Raw genomic sequence first — 19,254 nt, 5'->3', positions numbered from 1 at the left:
TTCGCGGAGGCCACCCCGGTGGCGAGGGCGGAGGGAGCACTTTGCCGCTTCTAACCGATGAGGGCCTCAGCGATCTGGCGGGTGGTCTGCGCGGCGACCCGGGGGTTGTCGGCGGCGTAGGAGATGTAGGCGTTCAGGCCGGTGGCGAGCGCCCAGCCGCGGCCGCGGGTCCAGGTGGCGTCGTCCACGCCGAGCGCCGCGCGGAAGGCGGCCCGGCTCTCGGCCGACATCAGGGTGAAGGCGATGGTCAGGTCACAGGCCGGGTCGCCGATGCCTAGCTCGCCGAAGTCGATGACCGCGCTGAGGCGGCCGTTGACGGTCAGCAGGTTGCCGGTGTGGAAGTCGCCGTGGAACCAGACCGGTGGGCGGTCCCATCCGGGTACGCTCAGCGCCGCGTCCCACAGCTCGGTCATGGCCCCAGCGTCGAAAACGGCGCCAGAAGCGGTATCAGACGCGGCTTCGGACCCGGCCCCCGAGGATGTGCCGACCTGCGCGATGGCGGCCCGCGTGGCGCGGTCCCGGTCCGCCAGTGGCCGGCCGGTGAGGTCCTCGCGGGCGCCCGCCGCCGGAATGTCCTCAGGCGTGAACCGCTGAAGGGCGGTAAGGAACTCCGCCAGCTCGACGGCGGCCTCGGACGAGAAGGCCAGAGTCTCGACGGTCGCCACCTCGCCGTCCAGCCAGCGTGACACCGCCCACGGCCAGGGATAGCCGTAGCCGGGCTCACCCACCGCCACCGGCACCGGGATGGCCAGTGGCAGGTGCGGGGCGAGCCGGGGCAGCCACTCGTACTCCTTCTTGGCCTGCCCTATGGCCCCGGTGTGGCGGGGCAGCCGGACGGACAGCTCCTCGCCCAGCCGGTAGATCACATGGTCCGAGCCGGCCGGTTCGAGCAGCTTCAGGGGTAACTCGGCCCACTGCGGGAACTGGGCGTCGACCAGACGCCTGACCAGTGCGGCGTCGATGGGCGGGCGGGTGTCCGGAGTGCTTCCCAAAACCGCGTCAGCCCCTGGCCAGCAGCGCCACGCACTCCACATGATGGGTCATCGGGAAGGCGTCGAAGGCGCGCAGGTCGACCAGCCCGTAGCCGTCGTCGCCGAACCAGGCCAGGTCGCGGGCCAGCGTCGCCGGGTCGCACGAGACGTAGACGATCCGCGAGGACTCCAGCGAGGTGATCCGGTGGACCACGTCGCGCCCCAGCCCCGAGCGGGGCGGATCGACGACGACGATGTCGGCGCGCTCGATCTGGAACCGGTCCAGCGCCTCCTCCACCCGGCCGCGCTCCACCCGGGCCTGCGGCAGGTCGCGTAGGTTGGCGCGGGCGTCGCGGACGGCCGACGCCTCCGACTCCAGGCCGAACACCGCGCCCTGCTCCCCCACGCCCTCCGCCAGGCCGGCGGCGAACAGGCCGACCCCGCAGTAGAGGTCCAGCGCCCACTCCCCCGGCTCCGGCGCGGCGTAGGACAGGACGGCGTCCAGCAGGGTCTCGGCGGCACCCGGATGCACCTGCCAGAAGCCGCTGCCCGCCACCCTGAACTCGCGGTCGCCCACCTGCTCGCGCAGCACGCCCGAGCCCTTGCGCGGGACGGTGTGACCCTTGCCCTGGTCGAGCAGGATCGAGGCGGGCGCGTCGAGGTCGGGCACGGCCACGCTGCGCCTGGGGCGCGGCCTGACCACCACGGCCCGGTCGCCGGTCGAGGAGGCGATCACCTCGACGGCGGAGGCGCCCTGCCACTCGCGCTGCTCGGCCCCGACGGCCTCCACCTCCGGGTGCGCGATCAGGCAGGCGTCGACCACCTCGATGTCGTGCGAGCGGTGCCTGCGGAAGCCGAGCGCGCCGTCGGGCCGGGCGGCGAACTGGACGCGGGTGCGCCAGCCGAGCCCGTCCTTGGCGCCCGGCACCTCCTCGACCACGATCTCGCGCTCGATGCCGGCCAGCCTGCTCAGCTGCTCGGCCACCACGGCGGCCTTGAGGCCACGCTGGGCCTCCTGGGTGGCGTGCTGCCAGTCGCAGCCGCCGCAGCGGCCGGGGCCCGCGTAGGGGCACGGCGGGACCACGCGGTCGGGCGACGGGTCCAGCACCTGCACGGCGTCGGCCCGCAGGAAGCGGGTCGTCTCCTCGGTGACCTCGGCGATGACCCGCTCACCGGGCAGCGCGTGGCGGACGAACACCACCCGCCCGTCATGGCGCGCCACGCACCAACCGCCATGGGCGACCGGACCTACCGTCAGCTCGAGAGATGCCTGTTCCACACGGACACCCTATGCCCTGACCGGCACTGCCACTTTCCGGACTTAGCCTGTTACGCGGAGTGGTCCCCGGCCTTGACCTGCTTCTTGGCCACCTGATGTCCCGCCCGGCGCGAGGCACCGGGGGCGGCCGGCTCGGGCCGGCCCTTGAGCCGGTCGGAGGAGTGGAGCTGCCACGGCACGCTCGTCACCATGACGCCCGGCTTGAACAGCAGCCGCGCCTTCAGCCGCAGCGCGCTCTGGTTGTGCAGCAGGTGCTCCCACCAGTGCCCGACCACGTACTCGGGGATGAACACGGTCACCACGTCGCGCGGCGAGCGGCGGCGCAGCGTCTTGACGTAGTCGAGGATCGGCTGGGTGATCTCCCGGTACGGCGAGTCGAGCATCTTGAGCGGCACCGGGATGCCCCGGCGCTCCCACTCGTCCTGGAGCTGCCGCGCGTCGGCGCCCTCGACGCCGACGGTGATCGCCTCCAGCGTGGACGGCCGGGTGGCGCGGGCGTAGGCGAGCGCGCGCAGCGTCGGCTTGTGGATCTTGGACACCAGGACGATCGCGTGGTTGCGCGCCGGCAGCGTCGACTCGTCGTACTCCTCGGTGATCTCCAGCTCGGCCGCCACGTTGTCGTAGTGGCGCCTGATGGCCTTCATCATGAGGAACAGGACCGGCATCGCGAAGCACACGATCCAGGCGCCGACCAGGAACTTGGTCAGCAGCACGACGACCAGCACCAGCCCGGTCATGATGCCGCCGAAGAAGTTGATCACCCGCGAGCGGTGCATCTGGTGCCGGATCTTGGGATCGGTCTCGGTCTTGAGATGGCGGGTCCAGTGGATGACCATGCCGATCTGGCTGAGCGTGAAGGAGACGAAGACGCCGACGATGTAGAGGTTCAGCAGGCGGCTGACGTCGGCGTTGAACCCCCACAGCAGTAGGCACGCGCCCAGCGCCAGGATGACGATGCCGTTGGAGAAGGCCAGCCGGTCGCCGCGGGTGTGCAGCTGGCGGGGCAGGTAGCGGTCCTGGGCCAGGATCGAGCCGAGCACCGGGAAGCCGTTGAAGGCGGTGTTGGCGGCCAGGAACAGGATGAGCGCGGTGACCGCCGAGATGATCACGAACGGCAGCGAGCCACCGCCGAAGACCGCGTCGGCCACCTGCGAGATGATCGGCTGCTGGTAGTAGCCGGGACCGACCGGCTGCCCGTCGGGCCCGTGCAGGTCCGTGGCCACCACGGACGGCTCGGCCACCTTCACGCCCGAGGCCAGGCCCAGCGCGATGATGCCGCCGAACATGGTGATGGCGACCAGGCCCATCATGAGCAGCGTGGTGGCGGCGTTCTTGCTCTTGGGCTTGCGGAAGGCGGGCACGCCGTTGCTGATGGCCTCGACGCCCGTCAGCGCCGCGCAGCCGGAGGAGAAGGCGCGCAGGATCAGGAAGGCGGCGGCGAAGGTGGTCAGGTTGGTCTGCTCGGCGTCGATGGTGAACCCGGCGCTGGGCGCGTGCAGCTCGTCGCCGAGCACCAGCAGCCGGAAGCCGCCCCAGGCGATCAGCCCCAGCACCGCGACCATGAACGCGTACGTCGGGACGGCGAAGGCGGCCCCCGACTCGCGCAGACCGCGCAGATTGACCACGGTGAGCAGGACGACGATGACGATGGCGACGGCCGGCTTGTGCTCGCCGACGAAGGGGATGGTGGCGCCCACGTAGTCGACGCCGTTGGCGACCGACACCGCCACGGTCAGCACGTAGTCGACCATGAGCGCGCTGGCCACGGTCAGGCCGGCGTTCTTGCCCAGGTTGGTGGTGGCCACCTCGTAGTCGCCGCCACCGCTCGGGTAGGCGTGCACGTTCTGCCGGTACGACGCCACGACCGTGAGCATCACGACCACGACGGCGATCGCGACCCATGGGCTGTAGGCGTAGAACGACACTCCGGCCAGCGACAGGATGACCAGGATCTCTTGCGGCGCGTACGCCACAGAGGACAGGGCGTCGCTGGCGAAGACCGGCAGGGCAATGCGTTTGGGCAGCAGTTGCTCGTGGAGCTGGCCGCTTCTCAGCGCCCGGCCCACCAGCACGCGTTTGACAAGATCCGTTACCTTCGCCACGTTACGAGATGCTAGCCCCCTGCCGTAGGGGCACCGACGGTGCGCTCCCCTATCGCGCCATACTGGTGTCGAGCAACCGGCCGACCGCGAAGTGCGGGGGAGTATGCATATAGTGATCATGGGATGTGGCCGGGTCGGTTCGACCCTGGCCCACATCCTCGAGGACAACGGCCATACGGTCGCGATCATCGACCGGGATCCGCAGGCGTTTCGCCGGCTGCGGGCCGGTTTCCGGGGGCGCCGGGTGACCGGTGTCGGATTCGACCGCGACGTGCTCACCGAGGCGGGCATCGAGTCCGCTTCCGCGTACGTGGCGGTCTCCAGCGGTGACAACTCCAACATAATCTCGGCGCGGGCGGCGCGCGAGACGTTCGGCGTCGACAATGTGGTGGCCCGCATCTACGACCCGCGGCGAGCCGAGGTCTACCAGCGCCTCGGCATCCCGACCGTGGCGACCGTGCGGTGGACCGCCGACCAGATCCTGCGCCGCATCCTGCCGGAGGGCGCCGAGCCGCTCTGGCGCGACCCCACCGGCACCGTGGTCCTGGCCGAGGTCCCCACGCATACCGGCTGGATCGGCACCCGGGCCGTCGATCTGGAGGAGCGGGGCCGGGTCCGCGTCGCCTACCTCAACCGCATGGGCGAGGCGCTGGTCATCGCCGACGACACCGTGATCCAGGACGGCGACGTGCTGCACGTCATCGCCACAGAGAGCGACATGGACCGGATCAACAAGGTGCTCGCGGCGGCACCGGAAGAGGACGACTGATGCGCGTCGCCATCGCCGGAGCGGGGGCCGTGGGCCGGTCCATCGCGGCCGAGCTGCTGGAGAACGGCCACGAGGTCCTGCTGATCGACATCGACCCCAGGGCCATCAAGATCGACAGCGTGCCGCGGGCGGAGTGGCTGCTGGCCGACGCCTGCGAGATCGCCTCGCTCGACGAGGCGGGGCTCAGCAACTGCCACGTCGTCGTCGCCTCCTCCGGAGACGACAAGGTCAACCTCGTGGTGTCGCTGCTGGCCAAGACCGAGTACGGCGTGCCGCGCGTGGTGGCCCGGATCAACCACCCCAACAACGAGTGGCTGTTCAACGAGTCGTGGGGTGTGGACGTCGCGGTCTCGACGCCGCGCCTGCTGAGCGCGCTGGTCGAGGAGGCGGTGAGCGTCGGCGACCTGGTGCGCCTGATGACGTTCCGCCAGGGGCAGGCCAACCTGGTCGAGCTCACCCTGGCCGAGGACGCGCCCGTGGTGGGCCAGCGCGCCGGCTCGGTGCCGTGGCCCAACGACTCGGCGCTGGTGGCGATCCTGCGCGAGGGCCGGGTGCTGGTGCCGACCAACGACGACCCGCTCGAGGCGGGCGACGAACTCCTCTTCGTCGCCAACCAGGAGGTGGAGCAGGAGCTGGCGCACCTGCTCTCACAGCACTGACAGCTCTTACAGCACAGAGGCTAGGCGGGGGCGACCGGCGGCTTGATCGGCGTTCGCCCCTTGCCGAGCAGCCACAGCATCGCGCCGAGCGCGGCCACCTGGAGCGGCCAGCCCATCACGATCTTGGCCAGGCCGAGCGCGGCCACGGCCTCGTCGCCGCCGCCCACCAGCCACACGGGCAGCTGCACGGCCACCCTGACCACGCACGGCAGCATCAGCAGCCAGGTGAGCTTGACGCAGAGCTTCACGATGCCCGGATCCTTGTGCCAGGCCGTGGGGTCGCCGGTGACCGAGCCGATCAGGAACCCGACCACGGGCCACCGGGTGACGATCGACAGCAGCATCGCCACCGAGTAGCCGGCGTTCCACAGGATGCCGGGCAGGAAATAGTCCTTCGCGTCGCCGCTGCGGCTGGCGAAGAACGCGCCGATGGCGATGCCGATCAGGCTGTTGATCACGAACTGCGGCGTCGACCGCTGCGCGAGCCTGACCAGCAGGAGCAGGACCGCCAGCGAGATGCTGACGATGAGCGAGGTCTTCAGCTCCTCGGTGACGATCCATGACAGCGTGAACGCGATGGTCGGCACCGCCGCCTCGATGATCCCGCGCACTCCCCCGAACGCCTTGGCGAGCTGGGCTCGCACCGCCGCTTCGACGGTGTCGTGGGCGACCTCTTCCGCCTCAGCACTCACCTGATCAACTCCCTGGGCGCAACTCGTATCGAGGATTGAACATCACCTTGCGCCCGTCCTGCATGCTGACCAGGCCCTCGGCCTTGACGGTGCGCCCGGGCTCGATGCCCGCGATCTTGCGGCGGCCGAGCCACACCAGGTCGATGACGTCGGACCCGTCGTAGAGCTCGGCCTCAAGGGCGGGCGCGCCGCCCCTGGGTCGCAGTGTCACGGTACGTAGCGTACCGGCTACGCAGAAGCGGCGGCGGCCGCCACACGAGACGATCGGGGTCGCGCCGACCTCGTCGACGTCTTCCCGTAGTTCCTGGGCTTCGATTTCGGACTGGGTGGAGGCCAACCGACTGAAGAACCCGCGCAATCCCCCGCGTTTGGGGGGTTCTGCCGTACTCATGATGACTCAGCCTACGTGATGTGGGCGGTCAGCGAATCTCGCTGATCTCGGGACCTCGTTTGAACGGGTTGAGCCCCTGGCTGTCGGCCGTTTCGACGCCCTGCTCGTTGGGCCGGCGCAGCGTGATCGGCTCTTCCCGGGCCATCGGCTCGGTGCCCCGCACGACCACGACGTCCTTGATGAAGTCGAGGAAGACGTTCGCCACGTTCTCGTCGAGCGCGGCGCGGCCGCTGATCATCGCCAGCACGAACCAGCGCGGCCCGTCGATGCCGATGTAGCGGGCCTTGCGGGTGGTGTTGCCCTCGCCGCTGATCTCGCCGATCAGCTCGGGTCCGAAGGGGCCCTCCTGCTCGGCGAGATCCTTGGCGCCGGTCCGGATCTTGGCCCTGACCTCGTCCCAGAGCCCCATGCTCTTGGGCGCGGCCAGCGCCTGGAGCTGCAGCGAGCTCTCCTCGTAGAGCGCGACGACCCCGACATTTTGGTCTCCCACCGAGGCCAGCCGCAGGTCGAAGTCCGGGTTGTGCGGTAGGAGCAGCCCGCCGAGGTCGATCCTGTCGGTCTCGGGGTGGGGCTCGTCGGCGTCCCACGGACCGGACTCGCGCGTTGGGGCGGCGGAAACCTGCTGCTCTGCCGCCTGATCCGGCTGCTCACGACGGCGTCGTCGGAACACTGTGCTCACTCTCCCTGGTTAACGTCCTGTTGATCCGAAACCGCCGGTGCCGCGGGCCGAGCCCGGCAGCTGCTCCACCTCGGTGAACGCCGCCCGCTCGACGCGCTGGACGACCAGCTGGGCCACCCGGTCACCCCGGTTCAGGCGGAAGGGCTCCTTGGTGTCGGTGTTGATCACCGTCACCCGGATCTCGCCGCGGTAGCCGGCGTCGACCGTGCCTGGCGCGTTGACCAGCGTGACGCCGTGCCTGGCGGCCAGGCCCGAGCGGGGGTGCACGAACGCGGCGTAGCCGTCGGGCAGCGCGATCGCGACGCCCGTCCCGACCATGGCCCGCTCGCCGGGCAGCAGCTCGACGTCCGCGGCCGCGTAGAGATCGGCGCCCGCGTCGCCCGGATGGGCATAGGACGGCACCGGCAGCCCGTCGTCGAGTCGCTGGATGAGGACCTGCACGTCGGTCAAGGGTTCACCTCATGGTCATGGTGCTCGGCGGCGATGCGCCCCCTCAGCCTCAAGGTACGCCCTTCCGCCCGCGATCCCGTCGCACCGGGCAGGCGGGTGGAGTGTCGTGCCGCCGGGCGCCCTCATGAGAGCGGGGAGACGGCCGCCGATCTCCGAGGTCCCGCGGCGAGGTGGTCACGGGTGACGAGGTTACTCGCTGTCAGACGGACTATCGTCCTCGGCGGGAGAACCCGGAGCTGGGGAGCTCGCGGGCGCAGACGGCCGGGGGCCGGATGCCGAGGCGGACCCCGGAGGCGGGGCGGCTGCCGGGGTGGGCCCAGGTGGCAGGGCGGGCGGTTTGTGCACCAGTTCGGGCAGCGCCCGGTAGATCACCGCCGCCACGGGCACGGCCACCGCCGCCCCCGCGATGCCGGCCAGGATGCCGCCGACGGACAGCACGAGGATGATGGCCAGCGGGTGGAAGTTGAGCGCCCGGCCGACGATGAGCGGCTGGAGCACGTGGTTCTCCAGCTGCTGCTCGACGATCAGGATGCCGACGAAGATCAACGCGTAGACGGGCCCCTTGGCGCCCAGCGTGACCAGGGTGGCGATCGTACCGGCGAAGAAGATGCCGACGATCGGGATGAAGCTGGCGAAGAAGATCAGCACCGCCAGCGGCGCCCAGAGGGGCACCCCCATGCCGGCCAGCACGATGCCCATGATCACGCCGTGCACGGCGGCGACCGCGACGGTGCCCTGGACGTAGTGGGAGAGCGTGGTCCAGGCGGCCCGCCCCGCCCGGTCGACGCGCGGCGCCATCGAGCCGAACCCCCGCAGGAACCACGACCAGATCCGGTCGCCGTCCTTGAGCAGGAAGAACGAGACGAACAGCAGCAGCACGAGGGAGGCGAGCACCTCGAAGGCGACGGCGCCGGCGGTCAGGACCGTACTGGTGATGGCCGTGCGCTGGGCGTTGACCATCGTCGCGATCTCGTCGACATAGCTGGTGATCTGCGCCTCTTTGAGGTGCAGCGGGCCGGTGATCAGCCAGTTCTGGACGTCACGGGCGGTGGACTGGACCTGCTCGACCAGGTTGGGGAACTCCTCGGTGGCCCGCGCGCCGACCAGCCAGCCGGTGCCGGCGAGCACCGCGAGGGCCACCAGCATGGTGATCCAGGTGGCGTAGATGGGGCGCATGCCCGCCTCGCGCAGACTCCTGGTGAGCGGGAACAGCAGCGCGGTCAGCAGCAGGGCGATGGCGACCGGCAGGGCCACGAAGCTGAGCCGCGCGATGCCCTGGACGAAGAAGTAGACGACCACGCCGACGAGGATCAGGCACAGGCACCATGCCGCCATCTTGGCCAGCACGGGTGGCACGAGCTTGGTGGGGCGGTCGGTCAGCACGTGTTCAAGACTGGCACGTCAAGGACATATGTGCGCGTTGATAAAAGATCGGGTCTGGGCAACGGCATGATCACATGTCACCGTCATGCACATGAGGACCGTCGCGCTGGTTAAGGTGAGCGCGATCACCGCGGTGATCGCGTGTCTCGTGGCGGCCCCGGTGCCCGCCCTGGCCTCGCGCGGCGAACCCGCGCTCGACGTGCTGTCGAGCCGCGCCGACCGGGTGAGTGGCGGGGACGCGTTGGTCCGGGTACGGGTGAGCCAGGGCGTGCGGCTCAAGGTGCTGCGCAACGGCGAGGACGTCACCGCCTCCTTCAAGCCGGATCCCGGCGGCGAGTCCTTCAGCGGCCTGGTGACCGGGCTGATCGACGGCGACAACACGATCAAGGCGCTGGCCGGGCCGTTCAAGGAGACGCTGAAGTTACGCAACCACCCGATCTCGGGACCGATCTTCTCGGGGCCGCACCAGTACCCCTTCCTGTGCAAGACGGAGCGGAGCGGGCTCGGCCCGCCCGTCGCGGACAACCAGGACGGCCAGGGCATGCGCACCACGGGCGGATGGAGCAGGGACTGCTTCGCGCCGGTGCTGACGGAGCGGCTCTACCGCGCGACGGACGGCGCGTTCAAGACGATGCCCGCCGAGCGGCCCGCGGACATGTCGACCACCACCACCATCGACGGCCGGACGGTGGACTTCGTGATCCGCCGCGAGCGGGGCGTGATCAACCGCTTCCTCTACTCCATCGCGATGCTGGAGGACGGCTACAACGGCCGGGCGATCTACCGTTTCGACGGCGGCGTGGGGATCGGCCACGACCAGGGCACGATCGGCGGCAGCGCGCTCGACGCGTACGGGCTGGGCAAGGGCTACGCGATCCTGTACTCCTCGGGCACCCGCACCTCCACGCACTACAACCTGATCCTCGGCGGCGAGACCGCGCTGATGGTGAAGGAGCGGTTCATCGAGAAGTACGGCGTGCCGCTCTACACCGTCGGTGTGGGCGCCTCGGGCGGCGCCCTGCAGCAGTACATCTACGGCCAGAACTACGGCACCGAGCTGATCGACGCGGCGATCCCGCAGTATTCCTATCCCGACATGGTCACCCAGACCATCCACGTCGGCGACTGCGAACTGCTCGAACGCTACATGGACCACAACCCGCGCTGGGCCTCCTGGGACGCGCGGACCGCGCTGATCGGGATGAACGCCAGTGACACCGTGGACAACCCCTACACCGGCAAGCCGGGCTCCGACGAGTGCGTCAAGGGCTGGCGCGGGCTGACCCCGCTGACCATGAACCCCCTCTGGACCTCCAACAACGATGCCGAGTGGGCCAAGATGGACCCGCCCGGCGTCAAGGACACCGTCCAGTGGACGCATTGGGACGACCTGCGCGAGATCTACGGCGTGGCCCCCGACGGCTACGCCCGCTCCACCTGGGACAACGTCGGCGTCCAGTACGGCCTGGGCGCGCTGGTGAAGGGCGTGATCACGCCCGCGGAGTTCCTCGACGTCAACGCGCGCGCCGGCTCCTGGAAGGAGTCGAAGGACATGGTGCGGGAGGGCTGCCCGTTCACCCCCTCCCTCTGCCAGGACCCCGCCCAGTTCGACCCGTGGAGCGCGCGCAACATGCGGACCGGTGACCCGGCCCCGCGGCGCACGGGCGACCCGATCGCGATCAAGAACGTGGAGCGCAGCGGGCTGGTGTTCAGGGGCGACATCGCCATCCCGATCATCGACTGGCGCCACTATCTCGAGGACCAGCTCGACATGCACGACTCGCACCAGTCGTTCGTCTCGCGGCAGCGGATGCTGAACTACGACGGCAACGCCGGCAACCAGGTCATCTGGTTCACCGACGCCCGCCCCGACGGGCCGGCCTTCGACCAGACGCCTGAGGCGCTGCAGGTGATGGACCAGTGGATGGCCAACATCCGCTCCCGCCCGTGGCGCGGGGTGGCGGGCAACAAGCCCGCGGCGGCCGTGGACCGCTGCTTCACCAGCGCCGGGGCGCAGATCGCGGCGGGCCCGCACGTGTGGGACGGCATCCTGGACCACCGCGCCGCCGGCGCCTGCACCGCGCGCTTCCCGCTCTACTCCACCTCCCGCGTGGTGGCGGGCGGTCCGCTGGAGGGCGGCGTCTACCAATGCCGCCTGCAGCCGGTGTCCCGGGCCATCGCGCGCGGTCTGTACGGCTCGTGGCGCCCGTCCCCCGAGGAGCGGGGCCGCCTAGAGGCGATCTTCCCCTCGGGGGTGTGCGACTACTAGCGGCTACTGCTCCTCCAGCGTCACCTCGACGGCGAATTCGGGACCCTCGTCGAGGACGAACTCCTCGACGTTGCCCGCGCCGCACAGGTCGTCCTGCGCCAGCCGTACCAGGGCGATCTCGGGGCCCGACACGGTGAGGCGGGAGACCTCGGCGCGCATCGACAGCTTGGCGGCCGACTTGGCCTTGCGGATCCGCCCGAGCACGTCGGAGGCCACGGCGAGCACCGCCGGGTCTCCCGCGCCCGCCGGGACCGACGGCCAGGCCGCGCGGTGGACGGAGCCCGGACGCCACCAGGACCAGACCTCCTCCGTGACGAACGGCAGGAAGGGCGCGAAGAGCCGCAGCAGCACGTCGAGCGCCTGGCGCAGCGCCGCGTGCGCCGAGGCGGCCGCCGGGCCGCTCTCGTAGGCCCTGGCCTTGACCAGCTCCAGATAGTCGTCGCAGAACGCCCAGAAGAAGCGCTCGGCGGCCTCCATCGCCCGGGTGTAGTCGTAGCCCTCGAACGCCTGGGTGGCCTCCTCGACCACCCCTGAGAGCTGGGCGAGCATCGACAGGTCGAGCGGCTCGGTGACCGCCGCCTCGGAGTCGGGGAAGCCGAGCACGAACTTCGACGCGTTGAGGATCTTGATGGCCAGCCGCCGGCCGACCTTGATCTGCCCGGTGTCGAACGCCGTGTCGGTGCCCGGCCGCCCGCTGGCCGCCCAGTAGCGGACTGCGTCGGAGCCGTACTCCTCCAGCAGCCCGAGCGGCGTCGTGACGTTGCCCTTGGACTTGGACATCTTCTTGCGGTCGGGGTCGAGGATCCAGCCCGCGATGACCACGTCACGCCACGGCAGCGTGCCGAACTCCTGGTGCGCCCTGACCACGGTGGAGAACAGCCAGGTGCGGATGATCTCGTGCGCCTGCGGCCGCAGGTCCATCGGGAAGACCCGGGCGAACAGGTCGGGATCCCGCTCCCAGCCGCCGGCGATCTCCGGCGTGAGGGACGAGGTCGCCCAGGTGTCCATGATGTCCGGATCGCCCATGAAGCCGCCCGGCACGCCCCGCTGGTCCTCGGTGTAGCCGTCGGGCACCTGCGAGGAGGGGTCGATCGGCAGCAGGTCCTCCGCCGGCACCAGCGGGCGGGAGTAGTCGGGCTCGCCCGAGGCGTCCAGCGGGTACCACACGGGGATCGGCACGCCGAAGAAGCGCTGCCGGGAGATCAGCCAGTCGCCGGCCAGCCCCCGCACCCAGTTGTCGTAGCGGACCTTCATGTGCGGCGGGTGCCAGCGCAGCTCGGCGCCCCTGGCCAGCAACTGCTCGCGCAGCTGGGGGTCGCGGCCGCCGTTGCGGATGTACCACTGGCGGGTGGTGACGATCTCCAGCGGGCGCTCGCCCTTCTCGTAGAACTTCACCATCCGCTTGGTGGAGCGCGGGTCGCCGTCCAGGTCGCCGGACTCGCGCAGCAGCTCCACGACGCGCTCGCGCGCGCTGTGGACGGTCTTGCCGGCCAGCTCTTTGTACGGCTCCTGCTCGACGCCCTCGGGCGGCTCGGGCAGCAGGCGGCCGTCCTTGCCGATGATCGGCCTGGTCTCCAGCGCCAGCTCGCGCCACCAGGTGACGTCGGTGAGGTCGCCGAACGTACAGACCATCGCGATGCCGGAGCCCTTGTCGGGCTCGGCCAGGTGGTGGGCCAGCACCGGCACCTCGGCGCCGAACAGCGGCGTCAGCACCGAGGTGCCGAACAGCGGCTTGTATCGCTCGTCGTCGGGGTGCGCCACCAGGGCGACGCAGGCGGGCAGCAGCTCGGGCCTGGTCGTCTCGATCCAGACCGGCCCCTTCTCGCCGTAGAAGGAGACCCGGTGGAAGGCCCCCGGCCACTCGCGGTCCTCGAGCTCCGCCTGGGCGACGGCGGTGCGGAAGGAGACGTCCCACAGCGTCGGCGCCTCGGCCAGGTAGGCCTCGCCGCGCGCCAGGGTGCGCAGAAAGGCCCGCTGCGAGGCGGCCCGCGCGGCGCCGTCGATGGTCGCGTACGTCAGCGACCAGTCGACGGACAGCCCGAGCCGCCGCCACAGCTCCTCGAACGCCTTCTCGTCCTCGATGGTCAGCCGCTCGCACAGCTCGATGAAGTTTCCGCGCGAGACGGAGACCTGCCGCTTGGGATCAGGCTTGGCCGGAGGTGTGAAGTCCGGGTCATAGGGCACCGAAGGGTCACAGCGGACGCCGAAGTGGTTCTGCACCCGCCGCTCGGTGGGCAGGCCGTTGTCGTCCCAACCCATGGGGTAGAAGACCTCGCGGCCGCGCATCCGCTGGAAACGGGCGATGGTGTCGGTGTGCGTGTAGGAGAAGACGTGACCCACGTGAAGGGAACCGGAGACGGTCGGAGGCGGGGTGTCGATCGAGTAGATCTGCTCCCACGGCTTGGACCTGTCGAACCGGTAGACAGCGTCATCTTCCCAGCGCTCTACCCATACCTTCTCCAAGCCGTCGAGAGTCGGTTTCTCCGGCATGGCTGCATGGCGTAGTCGCTGCTGATTCATGCCTCCTTATGGTACGGCTTCACCGACCTAGGAGGCGTTACAGACTAGGGTTCGTTACATAGCGGAAGGAGACGTTCGGATGGCAGACGACAAGCCTGACCTCGCCTGGCGGGTCATCGGGGGACTGGTCGGATTGGCCACCGCGTGGGCGGCCCGCAAGATCCTCGGGTTCGTCTGGGTGAAGACCACCGGCAAGGAGCCGCCGCTCGACACAGACTCACCCGAGGTCAGCATGGGCGAGGCCATCGGCTACGCCGTGGTGATGGGCGTCGGGATGTCCGTGGCGCAGATCGTGGTCAATCGGACCGCCAAGAAGCGTTATGAGGCGTGGAAGACGGTAAAGCAGGTGTCTCAAGGGCATTGAGGAACTCTCCTGCCCAGCGGTCCACGTCGTAGGTGGCTACCCGGCGGCGCATCGTACGCATCCGCCGGGCCAGCTCGTGCGGCGTGGCCCGCATCGCCGTCATCATCTGGCGCTTGACGTCCTCGACGTCGTACGGGTTGACCAGGTACGACTGCCGCAGCTCGTCGGCCGCCCCGGCGAACTCACTGAGCACGAGCGCCCCCCGCAGGTCGTGGTGGCAGGCGACGTACTCCTTGGCGACCAGGTTCATCCCGTCACGCAGCGGCGTGACCACCATGACGTCGCTGGCCAGATAGAGCGCGGCCAGCTCCTCGCGCCCGTACGACTGGTGGAAATACTGGATCGGCTGGAGTCCGAGCATCGCGTGCTCGCCGTTGATCCGGCCGACCTGCAGCTCGATGTCGTCGCGCAGCCGGCGGTATTCGTCGACCCGTTCCCGGCTGGGCGTGGCGATCTGCACGAACACCGCCTCGTTGGGCTGCAGCCGCCCCTCCTTGAGCAGCTCGCCGAACGCCTCCAGCCGCAGCCCGATGCCCTTGGTGTAGTCGAGCCGGTCCACGCCGAGCAGCACGTGCTCCGGATCGCCGAGCTCCGCCCGGATCTCCTTGGCGCGGGTCATGATGTGCTCCTGGCGCACCATCGTGTCGAGCTCGCCGAAGTCCACCGAGATGGGGAACGCCTGCGTGGTCACGATCCGGTCGTCGAGGAAGATCTCGTTCCCCTTGTACGGCAGGCCGAGCAGCCTGCGGCACAGCCGCCGGAAGTTGGCGGCGCCGCCGGGCAGCTGGAAGCCCACCAGGTCGGCCCCGAGCAGCCCTTCGACCAGCTCCTTGCGCCACGGCAACCGCCAGAACAGCTCGACCGGCGGGAACGGGATGTGCAGGAAGAAGCCGATGCGCAGGTCCGGCCGGAGCTTGCGCAGCATGGCGGGGACGAGCTGGAGCTGGTAGTCCTGCACCCAGACGACCGCCCCCTCCTCGGCCACCTCGGCGGCGGCCTCGGCGAAGCGCTGGTTGACGGTGGTGTAGGCGTCCCACATGTCACGCTCGAACACCGGCGTCGCCACCACGTCGTGATAGAGCGGCCAGAGCGTGGCGTTGGAGAAACCCTCGTAGTAGAGCTCCACCTCGCGAGCCGAGAGCGGCACCGGGACCAGGCTCATGCCGTCCTGGTCGAACGGCTCCAGGCGCTCGTCGGCGGCGCCGTGCCAGCCCAGCCAGGCGCCGTGCCGGCGCTGCATGACGGGAGCGATGGCGGTGACGAGCCCGCCCGGGCTCCTGCGCCATGAGGCCGTCCCGTCCGGCTCGACCGTTCGATCCACCGGCAACCGGTTCGCGACGATCATAAACGAGTTACGGCCACTCACCCAGGTCCTCCTAGAGTCCATCCTTCACGTGCCGCGGGACACGGCACATGGTGGCGGCCACCCGCACGGGCTCCGCCTGGGAGATGATCGCGGCGACATGGGCGGCCGGCCTGACGATCCAGGCCTCGCCCCGCTTCCGCGCCCAGCGTCTTCACCAGGACTCGGGAGCGGTCCAATGCCGCGAACTCTCGCACGGCGAGCGGCGCCGTAGTGACCTTGCCCAGGACCTGCGCAAACAAACGCGAATTGCACATATCACCTGGTGTGATAGAGGTCATGGTCCTCTGAGCGTTTCGTCCCATGACCGTCTCAATCCGGGTGACGGTCCGTGGTGGCTGGCGTCCCTGGGGAGGAACACCTCCTTCGGAGGAGACGACCCACCGCCACAGAGACCCCAAGAACGGCTACCCGGCGGAGTCGGTCTGCGCCGACCGACGGGCGGCGGGGGCGGGCGTCTCTTGACAGAGATCAGGCCGGGCGGTGGAGTATTTACCGAACAGTCGGTCAGTTGAGCGAGGGAGACCTGCGTTGGAGAGCGCGCGGCGCATGATGGACGCCGACACCGCCTCCGCGGCCCTGGGGATCGAGCTGACGGAGCTGGGCGCCGGGCGGGCGGTGTGCCGCATGGAGGTCACCGAGCGGATGATCAACGGGCACGCGCTGTGCCACGGCGGCTACGTCTTCCTGCTGGCCGACACCGCGTTCGCCTGCGCGTGCAACAGCCACGGCCCCGTGACGGTCGCCGCGGGGGCGGAGATCACCTTTGTGGCGCCGGCCCGGATGGGCGACGTGCTTACGGCCGAGGCCGCCGAACGTACCCGCTACGGCCGCAGCGGCATCTACGACATCACGGTGAAGAAGGCCGACGGTGAGGTGGTCGCGGAGTTCCGTGGCCGCAGCAAGGAGATGAGATGAGACTCGGCGCCGCCCCTCAGCCCGGCGACCTCGACCCGATCGAGCGGGCCTCGCGCGATGAGCTCATGGCCCTCCAGTTGGAGCGCCTCCAACGGACACTCCACCACGCCTACCAGAATGTCCCGAAATATCGGCAAAAGTTTGATGAGCATGGCGTCCACCCCGCCGACTGCAAGGAGCTCGGCGACCTGGCGAAGTTCCCCTTCACCACGAAGCAGGACCTGCGCGACTGCTACCCGTTCGGCATGTTCGCCGTGCCACGGGAGCGGGTGGCGCGGGTGCACGCCTCCAGCGGCACCACCGGGCAGCCGACGGTGGTCGGCTACACCAAGAACGACCTCGACGTCTGGGCCGAGGTCATGGCCCGCTCTATCCGCGCCTCGGGCGGCCGGCCGGGTGACATCGTGCACATCTCGTACGGCTACGGCCTGTTCACCGGCGGCCTGGGCGCCCACTACGGCGCCGAGCGGCTGGGCTGCACGGTGATCCCGGTCTCCGGCGGCATGACGCCCCGCCAGGTGCAACTGATCACCGACTTCCGGCCGGACGTCATCATGGTCACGCCGTCGTACATGCTGGCGCTGCTCGACGAGTTCGACCGGCAGGGCCTGGACGCCCGCGCGTGCTCGCTGCGCGTCGGCGTCTTCGGCGCCGAGCCGTGGACCGAGGAGATGCGCGCGGAGATCGAGGACCGCTTCGACCTGGACGCCGTCGACATCTACGGCCTGTCCGAGGTGATGGGCCCGGGCGTGGCCAACGAGTGCGTGGAGTCGAAGGACGGCCTGCACGTCTGGGAGGACCACTTCTACCCCGAGACGGTCGACCCGTTCACCGGGGCACCCGCCGAGTCGGGCGAGCTGGTCTTCACCAGCCTCACCAAGGAGGCGCTGCCGATCATCCGCTACCGGACCCGCGACCTGACCAGGCTGCTGCCCGGCACCGCGCGGCCGGCGTTCCGGCGGATGGAGAAGGTGACGGGCCGTACCGACGACATGATCATCCTGCGCGGGGTGAACGTCTTCCCCACCCAGATCGAGGAGATCGTGCTGCGCGTGCCGGGACTGTCGCCGCACTTCCAGGTGCGGCTCACCAGACCGGAGCGGCTCGACGTGATGACGGTCAGGGTCGAGGCGCGGCCGGGCCCGGAGGACGGCACTGAGGCCCGCGCAGAGGCAGCGCAGACGGTGCGCAGGGCCGTCAAGGACACGATCGGCGTGCAGGTCGAGGTCGAGGTGGTGGACCCGGAGACGCTGGAGCGCTCGGTGGGCAAACTCCGGCGCGTCATCGACGAGCGGGACAATTAGCCCAGCACGACCCCGTACGTCGTCCTAGGGCCGGATCTCCGGTGAGCGGCGGCCGGGCGGCAGCTTGCCGCGCAGGTCGTCGCGGATGGCCTCGCCCAGCTTCTTGGTCGCCATCCGGTTGAGCGCGCCGCCGGCGACGGCGCCTGTGAGGAACGGGCCCAGCGTGGTCAGGTGGCGCCCGAGGGTACGCATGAGGCGGTTGCGCAGGGCGGTCTTGGTGGCCGCGCCGAGCGCGAGGGTGACGGAGGCGGGCGCGAGGGGGTCGACGCCGCGCTGTTTGGCCCAGGCCGCCGCGAAGACGGCCGCGCGCTGGGCGCCGGTGCCCGAGACGCGTACGCCATAGATCTCGTGGAGCTCGGCCAGCAGCTTGACCTCGATGGCGGCCACCACGATGGTCTCGGCGACGAGCTGGGCCGGAGCGGAGAGGAGGAGGGGTGGAGCCGCGAACTCGGCCGCGGCGAGCGCTCCGCCGATGGCGCCGACCGTCATGGTCGCCTTCTGGGCGGTGCGCACCAGATCGTCGGCGAGCTGCTCGCCGGTCAGGCCGTGGTGGTGCTCGGAGAGCGTGTGCAGATCTCTGATGGGGATGCGGGGCGCGATGTTCATGAACACATCCGCCAGCCAGCGTCCACGCCCCACTCCGGTCTCACGCGTCTTGCGCGCGCCGGAGGCCAGAGCGCGGGCTAGACGGCCGAGCAGCCTTCGCCGCTCGGCCGGCTCCAGCTCACCGGAGTCGGCGAGCCGACCTACGAGCTCGCCGACCTCTTGATCGGGGTCGGCGATCTCGTCGCCAGGTTGCCTGTCCTTCTCAGGTGCGGCCACGCGGAGCCTCCTCCTTCGTCAGGCGGCGCACTCCCGGCACACCTGCTGGCCGTTCTTCTCGGAGGCCAGCTGGCTGCGGTGGTGCACGAGGAAGCAACGCGAGCAGGTGAACTCGTCGGCCTGGCGCGGGATCACGCGCAGGCTGAGCTCTTCGTTCGACAGGTCGGCACCGGGTAGTTCGAGCGACTCGGCCAGATCGGTCTCATCGATGTCGATACTGCCCGACGACTTGTCGGTGCGCCGCGCCTGGAGCTCCTGGAGGCTGTCTTCCCCCAGGTCGTCGTCCGTCTTGCGCGGGCTGTCGTAATCGGTAGCCATC

Annotated in this window: 18 protein-coding genes; 6 read left to right on the top strand and 12 right to left on the bottom strand. The window is 70.0% G+C overall.

Annotated features, from left to right (window positions below; genetic code table 11):
* Positions 1-50: 50 nt before the first annotated feature.
* The 3 genes from LDL49_RS02540 to LDL49_RS02530 all read right to left on the bottom strand — a co-directional run bounded on the left by LDL49_RS02540 (position 51) and on the right by LDL49_RS02530 (position 4,352).
* Complete coding sequence (locus LDL49_RS02540; RefSeq protein WP_225289216.1) at positions 51-992, bottom strand: aminoglycoside phosphotransferase family protein; 942 nt, start codon at positions 990-992, stop codon at positions 51-53.
* A 7-nt stretch (positions 993-999) separates the two neighbouring features.
* On the bottom strand, positions 1,000-2,229 hold the full coding sequence (locus tag LDL49_RS02535) for a class I SAM-dependent RNA methyltransferase (RefSeq protein ID WP_225289842.1): 1,230 nt from the start codon (positions 2,227-2,229) through the stop codon (positions 1,000-1,002).
* Between the two features lie 71 nt (positions 2,230-2,300).
* The gene (locus LDL49_RS02530; RefSeq protein ID WP_225289215.1) at positions 2,301-4,352 is read right to left on the bottom strand and encodes an APC family permease; all 2,052 of its coding nucleotides are present in this window, start codon (positions 4,350-4,352) and stop codon (positions 2,301-2,303) included.
* Between the two features lie 103 nt (positions 4,353-4,455).
* On the opposite strand from LDL49_RS02530, the gene LDL49_RS02525 reads away from it, so the two are divergent.
* Both LDL49_RS02525 and LDL49_RS02520 read left to right on the top strand, forming a co-directional pair.
* Positions 4,456-5,121, top strand: a complete 666-nt coding sequence (locus tag LDL49_RS02525) for a potassium channel family protein (protein ID WP_225289214.1) — start codon at positions 4,456-4,458, stop codon at positions 5,119-5,121.
* Entirely contained in the window at positions 5,121-5,780 is a 660-nt protein-coding gene (locus LDL49_RS02520; RefSeq protein ID WP_214635895.1) for a potassium channel family protein, read from the top strand. Before LDL49_RS02525 ends, LDL49_RS02520 begins: the two co-directional genes overlap by 1 nt.
* 20 nt (positions 5,781-5,800) lie before the next feature.
* Here the strand turns inward: LDL49_RS02520 and LDL49_RS02515 are convergent, their stop codons facing one another.
* The 5 genes from LDL49_RS02515 to LDL49_RS02495 form a co-directional block, all read right to left on the bottom strand.
* Positions 5,801-6,472 (bottom strand): DUF3159 domain-containing protein, encoded by a 672-nt coding sequence (locus tag LDL49_RS02515; protein WP_225289213.1) that lies wholly within the window; start codon positions 6,470-6,472, stop codon positions 5,801-5,803.
* Positions 6,473-6,476: 4 nt separating this feature from the next.
* A complete protein-coding gene (locus LDL49_RS59760) occupies positions 6,477-6,683 on the bottom strand; it encodes an OB-fold nucleic acid binding domain-containing protein (RefSeq protein ID WP_225289212.1) in 207 nt (68 codons plus the stop codon).
* A gap of 208 nt (positions 6,684-6,891) precedes the next feature.
* Positions 6,892-7,542 carry a DUF3710 domain-containing protein gene (locus tag LDL49_RS02505; RefSeq protein ID WP_225289211.1) on the bottom strand — a complete coding sequence of 217 codons (651 nt, stop codon included), beginning with the start codon at positions 7,540-7,542 and terminating at the stop codon, positions 6,892-6,894.
* Between the two features lie 9 nt (positions 7,543-7,551).
* Complete coding sequence (dut, locus tag LDL49_RS02500) at positions 7,552-7,992, bottom strand: dUTP diphosphatase (RefSeq protein WP_225289210.1); 441 nt, start codon at positions 7,990-7,992, stop codon at positions 7,552-7,554.
* Between the two features lie 189 nt (positions 7,993-8,181).
* The gene (locus LDL49_RS02495; protein WP_225289209.1) at positions 8,182-9,375 is read right to left on the bottom strand and encodes an AI-2E family transporter; all 1,194 of its coding nucleotides are present in this window, start codon (positions 9,373-9,375) and stop codon (positions 8,182-8,184) included.
* 91 nt (positions 9,376-9,466) lie between these two features.
* Between LDL49_RS02495 and LDL49_RS02490 the strand changes: the two genes are divergently transcribed.
* Entirely contained in the window at positions 9,467-11,644 is a 2,178-nt protein-coding gene (locus LDL49_RS02490; RefSeq protein ID WP_225289208.1) for a DUF6351 family protein, read from the top strand.
* A gap of 3 nt (positions 11,645-11,647) precedes the next feature.
* Here the strand turns inward: LDL49_RS02490 and valS are convergent, their stop codons facing one another.
* Positions 11,648-14,164: a valine--tRNA ligase gene (valS, locus tag LDL49_RS02485; RefSeq protein WP_225289207.1), complete on the bottom strand. Its 2,517-nt coding sequence runs from the start codon at positions 14,162-14,164 to the stop codon at positions 11,648-11,650.
* 79 nt (positions 14,165-14,243) lie between these two features.
* Between valS and LDL49_RS02480 the strand changes: the two genes are divergently transcribed.
* A complete protein-coding gene (locus LDL49_RS02480; RefSeq protein ID WP_225289206.1) occupies positions 14,244-14,528 on the top strand; it encodes a DUF4235 domain-containing protein in 285 nt (94 codons plus the stop codon).
* On the opposite strand, the gene LDL49_RS02475 is transcribed toward LDL49_RS02480, so the two are convergent.
* The gene (locus tag LDL49_RS02475) at positions 14,461-15,894 is read right to left on the bottom strand and encodes an alpha,alpha-trehalose-phosphate synthase (UDP-forming) (protein ID WP_308016055.1); all 1,434 of its coding nucleotides are present in this window, start codon (positions 15,892-15,894) and stop codon (positions 14,461-14,463) included. The two genes, LDL49_RS02480 and LDL49_RS02475, sit on opposite strands and share 68 nt — an antisense overlap.
* Positions 15,895-16,440: 546 nt before the next feature.
* On the opposite strand from LDL49_RS02475, the gene paaI reads away from it, so the two are divergent.
* Positions 16,441-16,809, top strand: coding sequence for a hydroxyphenylacetyl-CoA thioesterase PaaI (gene paaI / locus LDL49_RS02470; RefSeq protein ID WP_225289841.1), 369 nt, complete (start codon positions 16,441-16,443; stop codon positions 16,807-16,809).
* Positions 16,806-18,113 (top strand): phenylacetate--CoA ligase PaaK, encoded by a 1,308-nt coding sequence (gene paaK / locus LDL49_RS02465; RefSeq protein ID WP_225289204.1) that lies wholly within the window; start codon positions 16,806-16,808, stop codon positions 18,111-18,113. Before paaI ends, paaK begins: the two co-directional genes overlap by 4 nt.
* 24 nt (positions 18,114-18,137) lie before the next feature.
* On the opposite strand, the gene LDL49_RS02460 is transcribed toward paaK, so the two are convergent.
* Positions 18,138-18,935: a hypothetical protein gene (locus tag LDL49_RS02460; protein WP_225289203.1), complete on the bottom strand. Its 798-nt coding sequence runs from the start codon at positions 18,933-18,935 to the stop codon at positions 18,138-18,140.
* An 18-nt stretch (positions 18,936-18,953) separates the two neighbouring features.
* On the bottom strand, positions 18,954-19,253 hold the full coding sequence (locus tag LDL49_RS02455) for a DUF4193 domain-containing protein (protein WP_020542847.1): 300 nt from the start codon (positions 19,251-19,253) through the stop codon (positions 18,954-18,956).
* Position 19,254: the final 1 nt, after the last annotated feature.

It is taken from the genome of Nonomuraea aurantiaca (genome assembly GCF_020215705.1).
In the GTDB taxonomy this organism is placed as follows: Bacteria; Actinomycetota; Actinomycetes; order Streptosporangiales; family Streptosporangiaceae; genus Nonomuraea; species Nonomuraea aurantiaca.
Note: the sequence above shows the minus strand (reverse complement) of the source record. Positions and strands in the feature narration are given on the sequence as shown.

Excerpts from the sequence above, each read along its gene's own strand:
- LDL49_RS02455 (WP_020542847.1), bottom strand. The coding sequence starts at position 19,253 with ATGGCTACCGATTACGACAGCCCGCGCAAGACGGACGACGACCTGGGG.
- paaI (WP_225289841.1), top strand. The coding sequence starts at position 16,441 with ATGATGGACGCCGACACCGCCTCCGCGGCCCTGGGGATCGAGCTGACG.
- valS (WP_225289207.1), bottom strand. The coding sequence starts at position 14,164 with ATGAATCAGCAGCGACTACGCCATGCAGCCATGCCGGAGAAACCGACT.
- LDL49_RS02480 (WP_225289206.1), top strand. The coding sequence starts at position 14,244 with ATGGCAGACGACAAGCCTGACCTCGCCTGGCGGGTCATCGGGGGACTG.
- LDL49_RS02525 (WP_225289214.1), top strand. The coding sequence starts at position 4,456 with ATGCATATAGTGATCATGGGATGTGGCCGGGTCGGTTCGACCCTGGCC.
- paaK (WP_225289204.1), top strand. The coding sequence starts at position 16,806 with ATGAGACTCGGCGCCGCCCCTCAGCCCGGCGACCTCGACCCGATCGAG.
- LDL49_RS02520 (WP_214635895.1), top strand. The coding sequence starts at position 5,121 with ATGCGCGTCGCCATCGCCGGAGCGGGGGCCGTGGGCCGGTCCATCGCG.
- LDL49_RS02490 (WP_225289208.1), top strand. The coding sequence starts at position 9,467 with ATGAGGACCGTCGCGCTGGTTAAGGTGAGCGCGATCACCGCGGTGATC.